This is a genomic window from Metabacillus idriensis, from assembly GCF_050483325.1.
GTDB classification, from domain to species: Bacteria; Bacillota; Bacilli; order Bacillales; family Bacillaceae; genus Bacillus_P; species Bacillus_P idriensis_A.
The window spans coordinates 15,678-36,379 of record NZ_JBCMYF010000027.1; the positions used below are offsets into that span (position 1 = coordinate 15,678).

General features: G+C 45.9%; 16 protein-coding genes. All 16 read left to right on the forward strand.

Features of this window, described 5'->3' with window-relative positions; all coding sequences use genetic code 11:
* The first annotated feature begins 137 nt into the window (after nucleotides 1-137).
* The 16 genes from ABEQ24_RS15275 (at nucleotide 138) to ABEQ24_RS15350 (ending at nucleotide 20,492) form a co-directional block, all read left to right on the forward strand.
* Nucleotides 138-1,409, forward strand: coding sequence for an ABC transporter substrate-binding protein (locus ABEQ24_RS15275; RefSeq protein WP_430007575.1), 1,272 nt, complete (start codon nucleotides 138-140; stop codon nucleotides 1,407-1,409).
* A 70-nt stretch (nucleotides 1,410-1,479) separates the two neighbouring features.
* A complete protein-coding gene (locus ABEQ24_RS15280) occupies nucleotides 1,480-2,331 on the forward strand; it encodes a carbohydrate ABC transporter permease (protein WP_430007576.1) in 852 nt (283 codons plus the stop codon).
* A gap of 89 nt (nucleotides 2,332-2,420) precedes the next feature.
* Nucleotides 2,421-3,212: a carbohydrate ABC transporter permease gene (locus tag ABEQ24_RS15285; protein WP_223443076.1), complete on the forward strand. Its 792-nt coding sequence runs from the start codon at nucleotides 2,421-2,423 to the stop codon at nucleotides 3,210-3,212.
* Nucleotides 3,213-3,223: 11 nt separating this feature from the next.
* Nucleotides 3,224-4,945 (forward strand): glycoside hydrolase family 35 protein, encoded by a 1,722-nt coding sequence (locus ABEQ24_RS15290; protein ID WP_430007577.1) that lies wholly within the window; start codon nucleotides 3,224-3,226, stop codon nucleotides 4,943-4,945.
* A gap of 14 nt (nucleotides 4,946-4,959) precedes the next feature.
* Nucleotides 4,960-7,191 carry an alpha-galactosidase gene (locus ABEQ24_RS15295; protein WP_430007578.1) on the forward strand — a complete coding sequence of 744 codons (2,232 nt, stop codon included), beginning with the start codon at nucleotides 4,960-4,962 and terminating at the stop codon, nucleotides 7,189-7,191.
* A 3-nt stretch (nucleotides 7,192-7,194) separates the two neighbouring features.
* Nucleotides 7,195-9,141, forward strand: coding sequence for a beta-galactosidase (locus ABEQ24_RS15300; RefSeq protein WP_430007579.1), 1,947 nt, complete (start codon nucleotides 7,195-7,197; stop codon nucleotides 9,139-9,141).
* The gene (locus ABEQ24_RS15305; RefSeq protein ID WP_430007580.1) at nucleotides 9,138-10,319 is read left to right on the forward strand and encodes a galactokinase; all 1,182 of its coding nucleotides are present in this window, start codon (nucleotides 9,138-9,140) and stop codon (nucleotides 10,317-10,319) included. The genes ABEQ24_RS15300 and ABEQ24_RS15305 overlap by 4 nt, the downstream gene beginning before the upstream one ends.
* Nucleotides 10,316-11,314 (forward strand): UDP-glucose 4-epimerase GalE, encoded by a 999-nt coding sequence (galE, locus tag ABEQ24_RS15310; RefSeq protein WP_430007581.1) that lies wholly within the window; start codon nucleotides 10,316-10,318, stop codon nucleotides 11,312-11,314. The genes ABEQ24_RS15305 and galE overlap by 4 nt, the downstream gene beginning before the upstream one ends.
* Nucleotides 11,311-12,864, forward strand: coding sequence for a UDP-glucose--hexose-1-phosphate uridylyltransferase (galT, locus tag ABEQ24_RS15315; protein WP_430007582.1), 1,554 nt, complete (start codon nucleotides 11,311-11,313; stop codon nucleotides 12,862-12,864). Before galE ends, galT begins: the two co-directional genes overlap by 4 nt.
* The gene (locus ABEQ24_RS15320; RefSeq protein WP_430007583.1) at nucleotides 12,815-13,852 is read left to right on the forward strand and encodes an aldose epimerase family protein; all 1,038 of its coding nucleotides are present in this window, start codon (nucleotides 12,815-12,817) and stop codon (nucleotides 13,850-13,852) included. Before galT ends, ABEQ24_RS15320 begins: the two co-directional genes overlap by 50 nt.
* Nucleotides 13,853-13,885: 33 nt before the next feature.
* Entirely contained in the window at nucleotides 13,886-14,878 is a 993-nt protein-coding gene (locus ABEQ24_RS15325; RefSeq protein WP_430007584.1) for a LacI family DNA-binding transcriptional regulator, read from the forward strand.
* A gap of 302 nt (nucleotides 14,879-15,180) precedes the next feature.
* Entirely contained in the window at nucleotides 15,181-16,116 is a 936-nt protein-coding gene (locus tag ABEQ24_RS15330) for a glycerophosphodiester phosphodiesterase (RefSeq protein ID WP_430007585.1), read from the forward strand.
* Nucleotides 16,117-16,199: 83 nt separating this feature from the next.
* Nucleotides 16,200-16,490, forward strand: coding sequence for an Asp-tRNA(Asn)/Glu-tRNA(Gln) amidotransferase subunit GatC (gatC, locus tag ABEQ24_RS15335; protein WP_430007586.1), 291 nt, complete (start codon nucleotides 16,200-16,202; stop codon nucleotides 16,488-16,490).
* Between the two features lie 16 nt (nucleotides 16,491-16,506).
* Entirely contained in the window at nucleotides 16,507-17,964 is a 1,458-nt protein-coding gene (gatA, locus tag ABEQ24_RS15340; RefSeq protein ID WP_430007587.1) for an Asp-tRNA(Asn)/Glu-tRNA(Gln) amidotransferase subunit GatA, read from the forward strand.
* Nucleotides 17,965-17,975: 11 nt separating this feature from the next.
* Nucleotides 17,976-19,406, forward strand: a complete 1,431-nt coding sequence (gatB, locus tag ABEQ24_RS15345; RefSeq protein ID WP_430007588.1) for an Asp-tRNA(Asn)/Glu-tRNA(Gln) amidotransferase subunit GatB — start codon at nucleotides 17,976-17,978, stop codon at nucleotides 19,404-19,406.
* A 174-nt stretch (nucleotides 19,407-19,580) separates the two neighbouring features.
* A complete protein-coding gene (locus ABEQ24_RS15350; protein WP_430007589.1) occupies nucleotides 19,581-20,492 on the forward strand; it encodes a diacylglycerol kinase in 912 nt (303 codons plus the stop codon).
* Nucleotides 20,493-20,702: the final 210 nt, after the last annotated feature.

A 20,702-nucleotide genomic window follows, 5' to 3' on the forward strand; every position in this document is an offset into this window, starting at 1 on the left:
AAATAAAAGGTAAAATAGTAAAAACTTTTAGTTAAATTTTACTTGAAATTTTCCGACTATTATTCTATTATAAATCTTGTAAACGATTTCATTTTTGCGGTCAGCATCTTTTGATTAAGATTAATAGGGGGTAAAACATGAAAAAGGTATTTGGTTTGATTAGTCTGGTTCTAATCATCGGCATGCTCTCTGCTTGTTCAGGAGGATCTTCTGAAAAAACAAGCAAAGACGACAAAAAATTGACGGCTTGGGCTTGGAACATCAACGTTCCTGTACTTGAAGCAGCAGCCGAACGCTATAAGAAAGAAAATCCTGATTTTGAACTTGAGATTGTAGAAATCGGGAGAGAAGATGTTTATTCGAAGTTAACAACAGGTTTGCAGGCAGGCGGACAAGGTCTTCCTGACATCGTCCTTGTAGAAGATGACCGCATTCAGGGATATGCAGAATCTTATCCTAAAGCATTTTTAGATATAAAAGAGTACGGCTTTGATAAGCAGGCTGATAAATTCCCATCAAGTAAAACAGACCTTTTAACGGTTGATGATAAAATTGTCGGCTTTCCGTTTGACGGCGGTCCGACAGGCGTCTTTTACCGCACAGATATCTTTGAAGAAGCCGGTGTAAAAGCAGAAGATATTCAAACATGGGAGCAATTTGTTGAAGCTGGTAAAGTTATAAAAGAAAAAACAGGCAAACCAATGCTCGGACTTGATTTAAACGGTGATGACGGTCTTTACCGCATGATGATGAATCAGCAGGGTTCCCTTTACTTTGATGATAAAGGCGAGCTTGCTTTAACATCAGATGAATCAATGAATGCTGCAAATGTGATCAAGCAGCTTAAAGATGAAGGCTTAGTGAAAAATACTGTCGGCTGGGATGCTTGGATCAGTGCGATGGTAAGCGGTGAAGTAGCAGCAGCTCCATCTGGCGCCTGGCTCTCAGGCTCCATCACAGGACAAGGCAAAGATACATCAGGCAAGTGGGGCGTTATTCCTCTTCCTGCATTTGAAGAAGGCGGAAACCGTGCTTCTAACTTAGGCGGAAGCAACTACGTCATCATGCAATCTACGGATAAAAAACAAGAAGCATATGACTTCATGGAATACTTCTCAACTGATGAAGAAACACAGCTTGAAGCAATGAAAGGCGGCTTATTCCCGACACTGAACACGATCTATGACGAGCCAATTTTCACTGAAGAGCAGGAGTTCTTCTCTGGTCAGCCGATCTGGAGCACGTTCACAGAGCAAATGGACAGTATTCCATCTGTTAACTACACAGGCAACTATTCACTGGCAATGGATGAATCAATCAAAGCCCAGTCTGAATCAGTCAGCGGCAAGGTGTCGATTGAAAAAGCATACGAGGCAGCACAGAAACGCCTTGATAACAGAATTAAATAATACATTGAAAAATGAAAAAGAAAGGGCCGAATCTAATTCAGCCCTTTCCTAATTTAAGGTGGGATCTTGCATGAGTCAAACACGTTTATTTCCTTATATGTTCATTGCCCCTGCAGTTATACTCTTTATTATTTTTACAGTTTATCCGATATTTTCATCTCTTTTGTTAAGCTTTCAAACCTTTGAGGCAGGTGAATATATCTTTACCGGCTTCGATAATTACGTCACGTTATTCAAGGATGAAATTTTCCATAAGGCCCTTATGAATACATTCATCATCTTTATCGTGCAGGTTCCGATCATGCTGATTCTGGCGCTTGTGCTTTCAAGTGTGCTGAACAGCGGTCTGCTGCGCTTAAAAGGTTTTTTCAGAGTATCGTTTTTCCTTCCGGCCGTAACATCACTAGTGGCATATTCCATCCTTTTCTCGATCATGCTTCAGGAGGAAGGAATCATTAATACGGTGATTGGATTTTTAGGTATGGAAGCAATCCCATGGCTGTCAGACAGCTTCTGGGCAAAAGCATCCATCATTCTTGCGATGACATGGAGATGGACGGGGTACAACATGGTTATCTTCCTTGCAGCTCTGCAAAACATTCCAAATGATATGTACGAGGCTGCTTCTTTAGACGGTGCAGGAAAGATCAGACAGTTTTTCTACATTACCATTCCGCAGCTGAAGCCGGTCATTTTGTTCGCGGGAACATTATCGACAATCGGAACGCTGCAGCTATTCGATGAGCCATTCAACTTAACAAAAGGCGGACCGGCTGATGCAACGATGACACTTGGCTTATACATCTATCAAAATGGCTTTGAATTCTTCCAGTTCGGCTACGCATCAGCCATTGCATACATCGTTGTTGTGTTAGTAGGCATCCTAACGTTCATTCAATTTAAAGTGGCAGGTGATAGATAATGAATGCAGAAACGAGTAATACAATCCAGACGAATTTCCTAACCGAAACAAAGAAGAAGCGCAGCAAAAAATTGCCGCAGAAGCTTGGCATGTACAGTTTATTAATGCTTTTTTTGATCATCTCGATTTTCCCGTTTTACTGGATGTTTATCGGCGCTACAAATGATTCAGGAAAGATGTTTACAAATCCGCCGACACTGACGCCAGGCGATCAGCTGATGACGAACTTCCAAAACCTGAATGCATCCATAAATATTCCGCAGGTTATGTTCAACTCGCTGTTTGTATCTCTTTTATATGTAGTCGCAGCGCTCGCCGTATGTTCGCTTGCTGCCTACGCTCTTGCAAAATTTGAATTCAAAGGCAGAAATTTTATTTTTACTGCGTTTTTACTGTCAATGATGATTCCGTATCAGGCAACATTGATTCCGCTGTTCCGCATGATGTCTGAGCTGAATTTGCTCAATACTTACTTTGCGGTAATTGCACCGCAGCTTTGCTACCCATTTGCAATTTTCTTATTAAGACAGAACTTCCTTGCGTTTCCGACAGAGTTGATTGAAGCAGCGCGTCTAGACGGAGCAGGAGAACTGAAAATTTTCTTTAAAGTTGTAGCACCATCTATGCGTCCGGCCCTTGCGGCAGCATCGATTTTCTTGTTCATGACACAGTGGAACAGCTTCATGTGGCCGCTTGTTGTGTTAAATGATGCAAGCATGTACACATTCCCGGTTGCGCTTTCAAGCTTGATGGGTCTTTCATACATTGATTACGGTCAAGTCATGATGGGTGTTTCAATCGCGACGATTCCAATCATTATCTTCTTCTTGGTATTGCAAAAGCAATTTATCTCAGGCATGCTCGGCAGTGCTGTGAAATAGGGGGAAATTAGATGCTGACAACAAAGGGGAACCAATTTTATTTAAAAGATGAGCCATTTCAGATTTTATCCGGCAGCATCCACTACTTCCGGGTCGTTCCGGAGTATTGGGAGGACCGGCTGCTCAAATTGAAGCAGCTCGGCATGAATACGGTTGAAACTTATATTCCGTGGAATGTTCATGAGCCTAAAAAGGGCGAGTTTTACTTTGAAGGATTAGCGGATCTTGAACGCTTTATAAAAAAAGCAGAAGAATTGAATCTGTACGTTATCCTCAGACCGGCTCCCTATATCTGTGCAGAGTGGGAGTTCGGCGGATTTCCGGGGTGGCTGCTGAAGGAGCATGGCATGGGGCTTCGCAGTTCAGATCCTGTTTTCTTTGAGCATTTGCGCTCCTATTTTAATGTCCTGCTTCCGAAAATCGTGCCTCATTTAACGTCAAACGGCGGACCGGTTATCGCTGTTCAGGTAGAGAATGAATATGGCGCATACGGCAACGACCTTGAGTATTTGAATGCTTCTGCAGAGCTTTTTAAAGAGGCTGGAATTCATGTTTTATTATTCACCTCAGACGGACCAGAGTTCATCCAGCACGGCTCCATGAAGGACGCTGTGACAACCTTGAACTTCGGTTCCCGCTCTGAGGAAGCCTTTGCTGAACTCGAAACGTTTCGACCGAATTCTCCGAAAATGTGCGCCGAATTCTGGATCGGCTGGTTCGATCATTGGGGAGGAAAACATCATACGCGAGAGGCTGCTGATGTAGCTGCTGAATACGAAAAAATGGTATCACAGGGTGCTTCCGTTAACTTCTATATGTTCCACGGCGGAACGAACTTCGGATACATGAACGGTGCAAATCATTACGAATTCTATACTCCGACCATTACGAGCTATGATTATGATGCACTTTTGACAGAATGGGGTGACCCGACGGAAAAATACCGTGCTGTAAAGCAAGTGCTGTCTAAATACACGGATGTACCTAATGGAGATCCGGTTCCATCTGAAAAGAAACACTATGGTGCCGTTCAGCTGACACAGCAAATGAGTGTGTTCGATTTTCTGAAACAAAAAGCACCGGAAACGCTTATAGCTCCAAAATCAATGGAGGAACTGGATCAGAACTACGGCTATATCCTTTACAAAACAACGATCACAAAGCAAGGCGAGCTCGAAATGGATATCACGCCGATCCGCGACAGAGCGTTTATTTATATTAATGGGAAGCTCGAGCGCACCGTGTACCGCAATGATTCAGAAAAAACGATTAAGCTGCCATTCGGCGAGAAGGAAAACATCCTTGAAATCTTTGTTGAAAACATGGGACGCGTCAATTACGGCAAGCATTTAAAGGATAAAAAGGGCATCATCGATAACCTTTGGATCGGCAATCAGTACTGGTTCCATTGGGACGTCTATTCGCTTAATCCTGATGAGGAAGCCATTTCATTCATTGAAGGAAAAGATGAACGCTTTCCGCGTTTTTTCAAAGGTGAACTTTCGATTGAAGAACCTGCGGATACCTTTATTGATCTTGAAGGCTGGACGAAAGGAAATGTGTGGGTGAACGGCTTTAACCTAGGCCGCTACTGGGTCACAGAAGGACCTCAAAAAAGCCTGTACGTGCCGGGTCCTATTTTGAAAAAGGGAACAAATGAGATTTTACTTATCGAACTAGAAGGTACAAATTCACATTCCGTCACTCTTTTAAATGAACCAAATCTTGGCTAAAGGAGCATGCTGCGATGCCTATACTCATAAATGAAGAACGCAACCAATTCCATCTTACAAACAAAACGGTCAGCTATATTTTTCATGTCATGAAAAACGGGGAGCTTGGCCAGCTGTACTACGGAAAAAAAATGAAACACCAGCCTGACTTTTCTCATTTTGCCGCGTATCATATTCCGACTGCGGCAAGCTGTCATCCGGAAAAGAACGACCCTGCCTTTTCCCTTGAGACAGTGTGCCAGGAATACCCGCTGTATGGAACGAGCGATTTCAGAGAGCCGGCGATTTCCCTGCGGCATCCAAATGGAAGCTCTGTCAGCAAGTTTGAGTATACATGCTATGAAGTAATTGATGGAAAAGAGCGCATCCCCGGAATGCCGGCTACGTTTGCCAATGCCGGCGAAGCACGCACGCTCATCATTACCTTGATTGATAAAGTGAGAGATTTGAAACTTAAACTCTCCTATTCAATCTTTGAAAACAGCTCTTCAATCACACGTCATGCAACCCTTGAAAATGCGGGAGAGCAGCCGGTCGATATCGAGAGAATGATGAGCTTGTCGCTTGATCTTGCCGATCATGATTTTACAATGGTTCATCTTGCCGGAACATGGTCAAGAGAGAGACATGTGAAAGAAAGAAAACTGCAGACCGGCATTCAGTCAATCTCAAGCATTCGCGGAGCTAGCTCGCATCATCATAACCCGTTTATGGCGCTGAAACGTTCAAATACAACAGAAACAAGCGGGGAGGCCTACAGCTTTCACTTCGTATACAGCGGCAATTTTTTAGCGCAGGCTGAGGTCGATCACTATGATACAGCGCGTATTCAAATGGGCATTCATCCGTTTCAGTTTAACTGGCGCCTGAATCCGGGCGAAACGTTCCATACGCCAGAGGCTGTCATGACTTACTCCGATCAGGGGCTGAACGGTCTTACCCAGTCTACTCACAACCTTTTCAGAGAGCATCTCATTGCACCTGTCTGGCAAAAAAGAGAGCGTCCAGTGCTGATCAACAATTGGGAAGCCACTTACTTTGACTTTAATGCTGAGAAAGTTGTCGCAATTGCTAAGCAGGCAAAGGAACTCGGCGTTGAATTATTCGTCTTGGATGATGGCTGGTTTGGAAGTCGGAACGATGATACGACATCACTCGGTGACTGGTTTGTGGACAAAAACAAACTGCCGGACGGAATCGACGCTTTGTCACAGTCGGTCCGAAAAGAAGGTTTGAAGTTCGGTCTATGGTTTGAGCCTGAAATGATTTCAGAGGAAAGTGATCTATTTTCAAAGCATCCCGAGTGGGTCATTCATGATCCAGAGCGGCAGGTTTCATACGGACGAAATCAGTGGGTGCTTGACTGCACAAGAGAAGAAGTGGTGGATTATCTTTTTGAGAGAATTTCCTCCATTATCCAGTCAGCAAAGCTCAGCTATATCAAATGGGATATGAACCGCAATATCACGGAAGCGTATTCTGCAGCACTCGGACAGGATCGCCAGGGAGAATTTTTCCACAGGTACATTCTTGGGGTTTACGACTTGTATGAAAGACTGACTTCAAAATATCCTGATGTGCTGTTTGAATCATGCGCAGGGGGAGGCGGCCGTTTTGATGCAGGAATGCTTTATTATGCACCTCAAGCCTGGGCAAGCGACGATACGGATGCGGTTGAGCGGTTGAAAATTCAGTACGGATCTTCTTTTATCTATCCGATCTACAGCATAGGCTCGCACGTATCCGATATACCAAATCATCAGACGCTCCGCAAAACATCCTTAAAGGCGCGCGGTGATGCCGCATACTTCGGAACGTTCGGCTATGAGCTGGATCCGAATAAAATGACCGAGGAAGAAAAAGCAGAAGTAAAAGTTCAGATTGAAACATATAAATCACACCGTACATTAATCAGAAACGGCGATTTTTACAGATTGATCAGCCCGTTTGAAACGAATCAAACAGCATGGATGATCGTCACAAAGGATCAGACAGAAGCACTAATCGGCTGGTATCAAGCACTGGCCACTCCAAATCCGAAGAAAATCAAGACATTGAAGCTTGCGGGCCTTGATGCAAACAGCACATACCATGTGAACGGGTCAGATCAGGCGTATGGCGGAGATGAATTGATGCAAAGAGGACTGCAGCTTCCGGTTGAATACAACGGTGTGAACAAGAATCATGCAGAGCGAGGCGGAGATTTCCAATCCAGTGTATTCCACTTAATGAAAAATGGGGGATGAGACATGTATTTAGGCGTTGATTACTATCCGGAGCATTGGGATCCATCCCTATTCGGAGAAGACATTGAAAAGATGAAGGAAATGGGCGTCAACATGGTGCGGATCGGTGAATTTGCCTGGCACTTAATGGAGCCTTCAGAAGGTCAGTATGACTTCTCTTTTTTTGACGCAGTCATAAACCGGTTTAAGAAAGAAGGCATCGCGGTTATGTTTGGCACGCCGACCGCAACCTTTCCGGCCTGGCTCGTAAAAAAACATCCGGATATTCTGCTGGAAGACGAAAACGGCCATCCGAAATCGTTCGGCGGCAGAAGACAGTACTGCTATAACTCTAAAAACTATCAAACATATTCATTAGCAATCGTAGAAAAGCTGGTCACCCACTATCAAAATGAGTCCGGCATCGTGTCCTGGCAGATTGATAACGAACTGGGACATGAAGGCAGCGATATGTGCTACTGCGGTCAGTGCAGAGAAGCTTTTCACACATTCCTTGAAAAAAAATATGACTCGGTTGATGAACTGAACAAGTGCTGGGGAACGATTTTCTGGGGACAGACGTATAACGCGTTTGAGGAAATTCCGGTTCCAAAGCCGACGATCACGGTTCATAACCCGGCGATGATGCTCGACTGGGCAAGATTCAGAAGCGAGTCTCTAAGCGAATTCGCGAAGATGCACCTGAATCTAGTAAAAGAGCTGAAAGGAACTCATCAGGAGGTTACAACCAATCTCCCGGGCGGCTTCTTCGGAAAATGGTTCGACCACAACGAGTTTTCAAGAGACTTAGATTTTGTGTCCTATGACAATTACCCGGTTTGGGGCGGGCTGACAGAGCCAGTCACACCAGCCTTCTTATCCTTCACGCTCGGATTTGTCCGCGGCATCAAACGTGAGAACTTCTGGATTGTCGAACAGCTGATGGGAGCCCAGGGTCATAACATTATCGGGTATCTTCCAAGACCAGGCCAGGCGCAATTATGGTCGTACCACGCATTTGCACACGGATGCAGCAACATGCTGTACTTCCGCTTCAGAGGCATGAACAGAGGGGCAGAGCAGTATTGCCTTGGCATTATTGATGCCGACAATACCCGTTCACGAAAATTTTACGAAGTTCAGGAAGTGTTTAAAGAAATCCGCAAGCATGAAGACGTGTTCCAGGCACCTGTCCAATCAGATGTAGCTGTGCTTTATGACTTTGATAACATCTGGTCGATGCGCATTCAGCAGCAGAGTTCACAGCTTGAGTTTACAAATGAATTAATGCGCCTGTACCAGCCGTTTTATGATGTGAATGTATCCGTGGACGTTCTCAAATACGACCATGATTTCTCAGACTATAAAGTCGTGCTTGTACCCGTCCTTACACTCGTAGATGAAGAGCTTGCTGAAAGATTAAAAGCCTTCACCGAGAGCGGCGGCACTGTAATCTTCTCATTCCGTGCCGGCATGAAAAACAAAGACAACAACATTCCATTCGGAGACAAATCTCCTTATCAATTAAAAGAATTACTGGGCATCGAAATTGATGAAGCGGAATCGCTTCATGCGGGCCAGCACGTTTCCATCCTTTCAAAAGACGGAAAAAAAGAAGCGCAGGGACAGGTTTGGCGAGATCTTATCCGGACAACATCTGCAGATGCTCTCTATTCCTACAGCGACCGTTTTTATAAAAACTATGCAGCCTTGACAGTCAATGAGTATGGAAAAGGAAAGGCATATTACGTCGGGACAGGTGCTGAAGCAGGCGTCCTATCTGAGTTAGCTTTAACACTTTTAAATGAATCAGGCATCTCATACATCGAGAGCGCGCCAGGTGTTGAAGCAGTCGTTCGCCGCGGTCATGCGATTGTCATGAACCACAACCACGAGGAAGCCGTTTTCGAAGGAGAAGTGCTGCAGCCGTTTGAAACGAAAATCATGGAGCGAGGGGGACACTCATCATGAATGCGGGGGAATTAGAAGGTTTATTCAGCGAAAAGTTCGGCAGCGGAGACTATCGAAGTTTCTTTGCACCGGGGCGCATTAACCTGATCGGGGAGCATACAGATTACAACGGCGGGCACGTCTTTCCATGTGCGATTACGTACGGAACCTACGCGCTTGCATCAAAGCGTTCAGACAGGATGCTGCGCATGTACTCGGTGAATTTTCCTGATAAGGGGATTGTTGAGTGCTCGCTTGATGACTTGAGCTATCAGACAGAACATGATTGGGCGAACTACCCTAAAGGGATGATTTCAGCTTTAAAACAGTGCGGTTTTCTCATTGAAGAGGGACTTGATCTCTTAATCTACGGAAACATTCCAAACGGTGCGGGCCTATCATCGTCCGCCTCCATTGAAATGGTTACAGGCGTTATGCTTGAGTCTCTCTTTGATTTGAAAATAGACCGGATTGAGCTCGTTAAGCTCGGTCAGATTGTCGAAAATCAATACATCGGCGTCAACAGCGGGATTATGGATCAGTTCGCCATCGGCATGGGGAAAAAAGCGTGCGGCATGCTGCTGGATTGCAATACGCTCCAATACCGTTATGCACCAATCCATCTAGAGCATCACGTTATCGTGATTATGAACACAAATAAACGCAGAGAGCTTGCCGCTTCAAAATACAACGAACGCCGCGGAGAGTGTGAAGATGCCTTGAAGATCCTGCAGGAAAAGGTACCCGTGCAGTCGTTGGGCGAACTCTCGATGGAAACTTTCAATCTATACGCAGATTCCATTGCAGATGAAACCGTAAGAAAGCGCGCGCGTCACGCTGTCAGTGAAAATGAACGGACGATTTACGCGCTTGAAGCACTTGAAAAGAACGATCTCTATACATTTGGCGACTTAATGAATGCTTCCCATCGCTCTTTGCGTGACGACTATGAAGTGACAGGTACTGAGCTCGATGCACTTGTCGAGGCTGCCTGGAAGCAAAACGGCGTCATCGGTGCCCGCATGACAGGCGCAGGTTTTGGCGGATGTGCGATCGCGATTGTTGAGCGCGGAAGTGTAAAAGAGTTCCTTGATGAAGTCGGCCAATCTTACCTAAGGGCAATAGGCTATGAGGCATCCTTTTACATCGCAGATATCGGGGACGGAGCATGCGAAATTGAATTGGGGGTTCATATATGAGCGTTTTAGTTCTTGGGGGTGCCGGCTACATCGGCTCCCATGCAGTCTATCAATTAGCAGATCAGGGATTGGACGTTGTCGTGGTCGATAACCTCCAGACCGGCCACAAAGAAGCAATCCATCCGAAAGCTGCTTTTTACGAAGGTGACTTGAGGGATGATGTATTTTTAAACAGCGTGTTTGAAAAAGAAGACATCACCCAGGTGCTGCACTTTGCAGCCAATTCGTTAGTAGGAGAATCTGTCCATCAGCCGCTCAAATATTTTCATAACAATGTCTACGGGCTGCAGGTTCTGCTTGAAGTGATGCAGAAGCACGATGTGAAAGAAATTGTCTTTTCATCAACCGCAGCTGTATACGGTGAACCGAAGTATATTCCGATAACAGAAAAGGAGCGTACAAATCCGACAAATCCTTATGGCGAATCCAAGCTGATGATGGAAAAAATGATGCGCTGGTGTGAGGAAGCATACGGCATCCGCTATGTATCCCTGCGCTATTTCAATGTTGCGGGAGCAAGAGCCACAGCTGAAATCGGCGAGGATCATACACCTGAAACACACTTGGTTCCGATTATTCTGCAGGTAGCATTAGGACAAAGAGAACACATCTCTGTATTCGGAGATGACTATGCAACGCCAGATGGCACATGCATCCGTGATTACGTTCACGTGGAAGATTTAATTGATGCCCATCTGCTTGCTCTGAATTATTTAAGCCGACAAGGCGAAAGCATCATTTTGAACCTCGGCAGCAGCCAGGGCTTCTCAGTCAATGAAATGATTAAAGAGGCAAGAGAAGTAACAGGCCATCCAATTCCTGCAAAGGCCGCTCCAAGACGTGCAGGCGACCCGAGCACACTTGTCGCTTCACCTGAAAAAGCAAGAGCGATTCTCGGCTGGGAGCCATCCCGCACGAATATCAAAACGATCCTGCAGGACGCATGGAACTGGCACCAAACAAAACCAAACGGATATGGAGAGGATTCCAGATGAACAATTCTTCATTCGTCAATCAATTAGTTGAGCAAGCCATCCAGAAAAAATTCATCACAGACAGGGACCGGATGTATGCCCGAAACCAGATCCTCGGTCTGCTTGGGATTGATGCCTATGAAGATTGTGACCTGCCGGAAAAGCTGCTTCCCATACCTGATCTGCTTGAAATCATCGTCCGGCAGACAGCAGAACGGGGCATCATTGAAGGAACCTTTGATGAAAAAGAAAAGCTGTCTGCCAATCTGATGAATGTGTTTCTTGATAAGCCGTCTTCCATTCAGCAAACATTTGAAGAGTATTACAGCCTGTCGCCTGAAATCGCGACAGATTATTTTTACAAGCTGAGCCAAAACAGCAATTACATCCAGACAAAACGAATCGCGAAAAACATCCATTATAAAACACCGACTGAATACGGGGAAATAGACATTACAATCAATCTCTCGAAGCCTGAAAAAGATCCGCGTGATATCGCAAGGGAGCGGGCAGTCAAATCGGCAGACAAGTATCCGCTGTGCCTGCTTTGCGCAGAAAACGAAGGCTATACAGGCCGAATCGGACACCCTGCACGATCCAATCACCGTGTGATCGAACTGAACCTTGAGAATGAGCAGTGGTATTTTCAATATTCACCATACATCTATTACAACGAGCATTCCATCGTTTTATCAGGCGAGCACAGAGACATGAAAATAAATGGAGATGCTTTTCGAAGATTGCTTGCTTTCGTTGAGCAGTTTCCGCACTATTTTATCGGCTCAAATGCAGACCTTCCGATCGTCGGCGGATCGATCCTCTCTCATGATCACTATCAGGCGGGCAAGTACACGTTTGCAATGGCCGAAGCTCCTGATGAAGAAACATTTGAACTTGCAAGCTTTCCTGAGGTAGCCTTCTCAAAGGTGAAATGGCCAATGTCGGTTCTGAGACTGCGATCATCAGATAAAGCGGCGCTCGTTTCTGCAGCAGAGCACGTACTGACTACATGGAAATCCTATTCCAATGAAGAAGCAGAGATTATCGCTTTTACAGGAGATGAAGCCCATCAAACGATGACGCCGATTGCGAGAATGAGAGACGGCCGCTTTGAACTTGACCTTGTCCTCCGCAACAACCGAACGAGCGAAGAGCATCCGATGGGGATTTTCCATCCGCATGCTGATCTGCATCATATTAAAAAAGAAAACATCGGACTGATAGAAGTCATGGGCCTGGCTGTTCTTCCAGAACGATTGAAACAGGAGCTTCAGCAAATAGAAGCGTTCCTCCTTGGAGAAGAGGCCGAAGTCCCGGAGCACCATGGGGAATGGGTTCAGTACTTGCTCTCAAAATATCAGTCGTTTGAAAAAACAACGGCTGATGGGATCCTGAAAAACGAAACAGGATTAAAATTCAGCAGAGTATTAGAGGATGCGGGTGTTTTTAAAAGAACTAATGAAGGGAATAATCATTTTAATCATTTTATCCAGTGTATAAAAAGAGAGAGGAACGATAAAAATGAAAATCCTTCACGAAACGATACTCACGCACCCACAGCAAAACATTGAGAAATATACGCTTGAAAATCATCAGGGTTTTTCGGTCAGCTTCTTAAACCTTGGCGGAACGATCACGTCGATCATGGCGCCAGATAAAAACGGAAACTTTGAGAATGTTGTTTTGGCTTATGACCATGCTGAGCAGTATATCGAAAATCCATATTATTTAGGGGCGCTGATTGGCCGCGTCGCAGGAAGGGTGCAAAATGCAGAGCTTGGTCCGTACAGACTTGAGGAAAACGAAGGAAAGCATCATTTGCACGGAGGCTCTCATGGCTTGCATCAGGTTTTCTGGAACGTAAAAACTGTCGAGCATGAGGATGCAGCAGAAGTCATTCTCACACATTTCAGCAGGGACGGGGAAGGCGGCTATCCAGGGAATCTGGATGTGCAGGTTACATACCGTCTTGACTGTGACAACACTTTCACCATTGATTATGAAGCGCGCTCGGACAAAGATACATGGCTCAACCTGACAAACCACGCTTATTTTAATTTATCAGCAGACAGCGGAAGGGACGTGCTGAATCACTCTCTTACTATGAAGAGTGATGCCATTGCGGAATTTGATGATGATTCGATTCCGACAGGCAGATGGATTCGTGCAAAAGAAACCCCATTTGACCTGAAAACTGGTAAACTATTAAGAGAAGCAGCAGAGTCTGACCACGAGCAGATCATCAAGGTCGGAAACGGTTTTGACCACCTTTTTCTATTTGAACAAAGTGAGCTCAACCAAGTGTCAGTAGAGGAGCAGGAAAGCGGCCGGAAGATGGTTGTGCAGACAACTGATCCCGCAGCTGTCATTTACATGGCGAACAAGATGGACACCGATCATCCATTAAAACCGGGTCAGGCAACAGGGCCATATGCGGCCATCTGCATTGAAACACAGCGAATTCCTGAATCGCTGCTGATCCCAGGCCTGCCGACACATAAGCTTGCGGCGCATGAAGCGTACAGATCCAGAACATCATTTACATTCGGACTAATCTAATTTTTCTTATCTATAACAAAGGGGTTACGGTATATGGCGGCTACGATAAAAGATATAGCTGAAAAAGCGGGTGTATCCATTGCGACGGTTTCGAGGGTCCTGAACTTTGACGAAACGCTATCCGTTGGAGACGAAACGAAAAAGCGAATTTTCGAAGTGGCCGAGGAGCTGTCTTATCAAAAACGAAAAACAAAGAAAAGCCTCGTTCCAAAAATCGCCATCGTGCACTGGTACACAGAGCAGGAGGAGCTGAACGATCTTTACTACATGTCGATCAGACTCGGCATCGAGGAGCGGGCGAAAAGCCACAACCTTCAGCTTGCCACCTATTTTTACGACGATTTTGAGGCGATCAACCAGGATCAGCTTCAGGGGATCGTCGCAGTAGGCAAATTCAGCAAGCAGCAGGCAGAGGAATTCAAAAAAGCCGCGCGAAATGTTGTCTTCGTCGACTCAAGTCCGGATCCGGAAAAATTCGATTCCGTCATTGTCGACTTCGAACGGGCAACAGAGCGCGTCCTCGATCATTTCATCGCAAAAGGACACACGCAAATCGGCTACATCGGCGGACGCGAAGCCTACCGCGAGCACAGCACAACACTTGACGATCAGCGCGAGCAGACATTCATCAAGTACTTGTCTAAAAGAGACATGCTGCGTGAGGACGCCATGTTCATCGGCTCATTCACGGTAAAGGACGGCCACCGCATGATGTCTAAAGCTATTGCAGAGCTCGGCGACTCCCTGCCGAGCGCCTTCTTTGCAGGCAACGATTCCATCGCCATCGGCAGCCTCCAGGCCCTGCACGAGCACGGCATCCGCGTCCCGGAGCAGGTCAGCATCATCGGGGTAAATGACATCAGCGTCTCAAAATACATTTTCCCGGCACTCAGTACGGTAAAGGTGTACACAGAAGTCATGGGCGAGACTGCGGTTGATCTGCTTGTTGAACGGATTACCGAACGGAAAATTGCGAAGCAGGTAATGATTGCAACCAAGCTGAAACTGCGTCAAAGCAGTCTTTAAGCGTTTTAATTAAACGTTTGTTTAAACGAAGAACACCGCGTGGATGCTGGTGTTTTTTGTTTTTTGGGAGGGATTTGGAAAAAAGGAAGTATTCATGGTGTTTTGGAAAGTAAATATGGGAATCCGGAAAGTATTTAGAGCGAATCGGCAAGTATTTTCGGTAATCTGGCAAGTAAGTGGTGTGAATACTAGAAATATGGTGACAAGGAATGGCTTTTTCTAGCCGAAAGATAAAAACCGACACAACAATTTCCCCATCCATGATATAAAGAAACTAACCAACCAAAAAAGGGGACCAAACCATGGAAATCGTGCCGCAGTCCGTTCAAAAGAAAAGAACCAAACTCAAATTCACCTCTGCACTTCTCATCACGCTGATCCTGTTCATCACTATCCTTTCATTCATCCCTGTTCAACCTGTAGAAAAACAGGCATTCCTCAAAAAAGGGAAGCGTCCGCTCATTATCGCCCATCAAGGCGGAGACGGCATGGCACCCGGCAACACGATGGCAGCTTTCTCCTTATCTGAAAAACTTGAAGTCGACATGCTTGAAATGGACGTCCACCTCTCAAAAGACGGAGAAGTCGTTGTCATTCATGATGACACTGTTGACCGCACAACAAATGGAACTGGAACGGTAAAAGACATGACGCTCCAACAATTGAAGCAGCTGGATGCAGGCTATCACTTCGTTGGACCGGACGGAACCCGCCCTTACCGGAATAAAGGCGTCACCATCCCAACTATGGATGAAATTTTCACAGCTTTCCCAGGTTATCCGATGACTATCGAACTGAAAACCGAAGATTCTTTATTGGCAGATAAAATGGCCGGCTTGATTCAAAAACACAACATGACCGACAAAGTCATCATCGCCTCATTCTATGATGAAGTGCTGAACTACTTCATCGAAGCATCTGAGGGCAAAATTCCTGTCAGCTCGCCATCAGAAGCAACACGCAACTTCGTCCTTGCACACAAGCTGTTCGTTGACAGCCTGATTCCCATGAATAAATACACGGCAGTGCAAATTCCAATGAGAGCAAGCGGTCTTGACCTGACTGCCGAGAGAATCATCAAATCGCTGCACAAGCGGAACATCGCTGTGCAATACTGGACGATCAACGATGAAGACAGTGTCCGGAAGCTGGTTGAAATCGGCGCGGACGGGATCATGACGGATCATCCGAACATTGTGAAAAAAGTGCTCGATCAGGAATACCGAGAGGCGCAATAATTCAGACCTTTTGTTGCTTTAATGCACTGACTTTTGATATCATCAGAGTATTGTTTACACGAGATTTAACGGAGGTGGAGCACATGTCACGCATTTCAAAAGAAGAAGTGAAGCACGTTGCGAATTTAGCGCGTTTAGCGATCACTGAAGAAGAAACGGAAATGTTCACAAATCAATTGGACGCGATCATCACATTCGCCGAGCAATTGAATGAGCTTGATACAACAGGCGTTGAGCCGACAACACATGTATTAGAAATGAAGAACATTCTGCGCGAAGACAAAGCAGAAAAAGGATTGAAAGTTGAGGATGTCGTGAAAAACGCTCCTGACCATAAAGACGGATACATTCGCGTACCGTCCATTTTAGAATAAGGAGGGAGCAGACACCATGTCATTATTTGACCATAAACTGTCAGAGTTAAAAACACTTTTACATAAAAAAGAAATCACCGTAACGGACCTTGTTGACGAATCGTACAAACGAATTCATGCCGTCGACGATCAAGTGAATGCCTTCCTTACATTAGATGAAGAAAAAGCACGTTCCTATGCAAAGGAATTAGACGAAGCGATCGGAACACGCGGTGAATTCGGTCTTATGTTCGGTATGCCTATCGGTGTAAAAGACAACATCGTCACAAAAAACCTGCGCACAACAGCAGCAAGTAAAATCCTTGAAAACTTCGACCCGATCTATGACGCAACCGTCGTTCAGCATCTTCAAAAAGCAGAAGCTGTCACTATCGGAAAAGTAAACATGGATGAGTTCGCAATGGGCTCTTCAACAGAGAACTCTGGCTACAAAGTCACGAAAAATCCATGGAATCTTGAAACCGTTCCAGGAGGATCAAGCGGCGGTTCGGCTGCAGCAGTTGCAGCTCGAGAGGTACCATTCGCTCTTGGATCAGATACAGGCGGATCGATTCGCCAGCCGGCAGCCTTCACAGGTGTTGTTGGACTAAAACCTACATACGGCCGCGTATCACGCTTTGGACTGATCGCATTTGCATCGTCTCTTGATCAAATCGGGCCATTAACTACAAACGTAGAAGACAATGCATTCCTGCTTCAGGCTATCTCTGGCGTCGATAAAATGGATTCAACTTCAGCAAACGTGGAAGTGCCTGACTTTTTATCTGCATTGACTGGCGATGTTAAAGGCCTCAAAATCGCCGTGCCGAAGGAATACCTTGGCGAAGGCGTCAGCGAAGAAGTGAAGCAGTCTGTCCTTGATGCATTAAAAGTATTGGAAGCGCAGGGTGCAGCATGGGAAGAGGTATCTCTGCCTCATTCAAAATACGCGCTCGCTACTTACTACCTGCTGTCTTCATCAGAAGCATCTGCGAACCTCGCACGTTTTGACGGCGTCCGCTACGGCTACCGTTCAGACAATGCGAAGAACCTGATTGAATTGTACAAGCAGTCCCGTTCAGAGGGCTTCGGCGATGAAGTGAAACGCCGCATCATGCTTGGAACATTCGCTCTCAGCTCAGGCTACTATGATGCTTACTATAAAAAAGCACAGCAAGTCCGCACGCTCATCAAAAAAGACTTTGAAGATGTATTTGAAAACTATGATGTCATCGTTGGACCGACAACTCCTACTCCTGCCTTTAAAGTAGGCGAAAAAACAGATGACCCGATGACAATGTATGCGAACGATATTTTGACAATCCCTGTGAACCTTGCAGGTGTACCTGGAATCTCCGTGCCTTGCGGATTCTCAAACGGACTGCCGCTCGGACTACAAATTATCGGCAAGCATTTTGACGAAAGCACAGTTTACCGTGTTGCACATGCTTTTGAGCAGGCAACCGACCATCATAAAGCAAAACCTGAATTGTAAGGGGTGAAATCATGAACTTTGAAACGGTCATTGGGCTTGAAGTCCACGTTGAATTAAAAACAGAATCGAAAATTTTCTCAAGCGCACCGAACCATTTCGGCGCTGATCCAAATACAAACACAAGCGTGATCGAGCTTGGCTACCCTGGCGTTTTGCCGGTACTTAACAAAGAAGCTGTTGATTTCGCCATGAAAGCTGCTATGGCTTTGAACTGTGAAGTTGCGACAGATACGAAGTTCGACCGCAAAAACTATTTTTACCCGGACAACCCGAAGGCTTACCAGATTTCCCAGTTTGACAAGCCGATCGGCGAGCATGGCTGGATTGATATTGAAGTGAATGGCTACAAGAAACGAATCGGCATTACCCGCCTTCATTTAGAAGAAGATGCAGGCAAGCTGACGCATACAGGCGACGGTTATTCTCTTTGTGACTATAACCGCCAGGGCACACCGCTGATCGAGATCGTATCAGAACCGGACATCCGCACACCTGATGAGGCTTACGCTTATCTTGAAAAGCTGAAAGCGATCATTCAATACACAGGTGTTTCTGACTGTAAGATGGAAGAAGGATCACTCCGCTGTGACGCCAACATTTCCCTTCGTCCAGTCGGGCAAGAGAAATTCGGGACAAAAGCAGAGCTGAAAAACCTGAACTCGTTCAACTTTGTCCGCAGAGGCCTTGAGCATGAAGTAAAGCGCCAGGAAGAAGTTCTTTTATCAGGCGGCATCATCGAGCAGGAAACCCGCCGTTTTGATGAGGCTACAGGAAAAACACTCCTGATGCGCGTCAAAGAAGGATCTGACGACTACCGCTACTTCCCTGAGCCGGACCTTGTGTCCCTCTACATTGATGATGAGTGGAAAGAACGCATTCGATCAACAATTCCTGAGCTTCCGGACCAGCGTCAAAAGCGCTACGTCAAAGAGCTTGGCCTGCCATCATATGATGCACAGGTCCTGACTTTGACAAAAGAAATGTCCGATTTCTTTGAAGCAACGGTTGCAAAAGAAGCAGACGCTAAGCAGGCTTCCAACTGGCTGATGGGTGAAGTGAGCGGCTACTTGAATGCTGAAGGCAAAGAGCTTCAGGATGTGGCTCTTACACCAGAAGGACTTGCAGGCATGATCAAGCTCATCGAAAACGGCACAATTTCAACGAAAATCGCGAAAAAAGTGTTCAAAGAACTGATTGAAAAAGGCGGCAATGCCGAGCAAATCGTTAAGGATCAAGGACTTGTCCAAATCTCTGACGAAGGCACGCTCCGCAAAATCGTGAACGAATCACTGGATGCGAATCCGCAATCCATCGAGGACTTCAAAAGCGGCAAACAAAAAGCGATCGGTTTCCTTGTCGGTCAAATCATGAAAGCAACTAAAGGGCAGGCGAACCCTCCGATGGTCAACAAGCTTTTACTTGAGGAAATTCAGAAACGATAAAACCCAGAGACGGCGCCGCGAGTGAACATCACGTATGGCGCCGTTGTTTTTATCCGGCTTTGGCTATACTAGTTCTAGGGTTTGCGTATCTAACAAAAAAGGTGTAGTATAATTGATGGTTTGTTAGATACAACAAATCATGGAAATACATTCTGACTTAGGATGATGGGGAAAATGAAAAGAGCAAGAATAATCTATAATCCAACATCAGGGCGCGAAGCCTTTAAAAAACAATTACCTGAAGTTCTTCAGAAATTTGAAATAGCCGGCTACGAAACGTCATGCCACGCGACAACCTGTGAAGGCGACGCCATCCAGGCAGCGAGGGACGCAGGCGAACGCGGCTTTGACCTTGTCATTGCAGCAGGCGGAGACGGCACCGTAAATGAAGTGGTCAACGGACTTGCTGACCTTGAAGAAAGACCTCAGCTTGGCGTAATTCCCGTTGGAACAACAAACGACTTTGCGCGTGCAATCGGAATCCCGCGCGACAATATCTTAACAGCAGTAGAATCCATCCTTGCAGGCGAAGCAAGAGCGATTGACATCGGACGCGTCAACGGCCACTACTTCGTCAACATCGCAGGCGGCGGACGTCTTACAGAACTCACATATGAAGTCCCAAGCAAGCTGAAAACCGTCCTTGGCCAGCTCGCTTACTACCTGAAAGGCATCGAAATGCTGCCTTCCATCCGTCCTGCTGAAGTAGAAATTGAATACGACGGAAAGCTGTTCAAAGGCGAAATCATGCTGTTTCTCGTTTCACTCACAAATTCTGTCGGAGGCTTTGAAAAGCTAGCGCCGGACAGCAAGCTGAACGACGGCATGTTCGACCTGCTGATCTTGAAAAAAGCAAACCTTGCCGATTTCATCCGGGTCGCAAGTCTTGCCCTCCGCGGTGAGCATATCAGCGACAGCAACATCATTTACACAACTGCAAATCGAGTCAAAGTAACATCCGCTCAAAAAATGCAATTAAACTTAGACGGCGAATACGGCGGCGATCTGCCGGGCGAATTCGTCAACATGTACCGACACATCGACGTCCTCATGCCGCTTGCTAAAGCACAGTCCATGGACGAATAGAAACTTGGCCCTGCGCCAAGTTTTTCTTATGTCTGCTGTGTGATAAAATGTGAGTAACGGTTTGAATTAAGTTATCATGTCTGGCTCCAGCGCCTAACTCCCCGGTCAGAACGGCTCCGCCAAAAAAGTCAAAACCGTACTTTTCCGTCGGATCCTTTTCTGCAACCGGAGCTAAACAGGCGCTTCCGCTTTTCTATATAATCAGTAAAC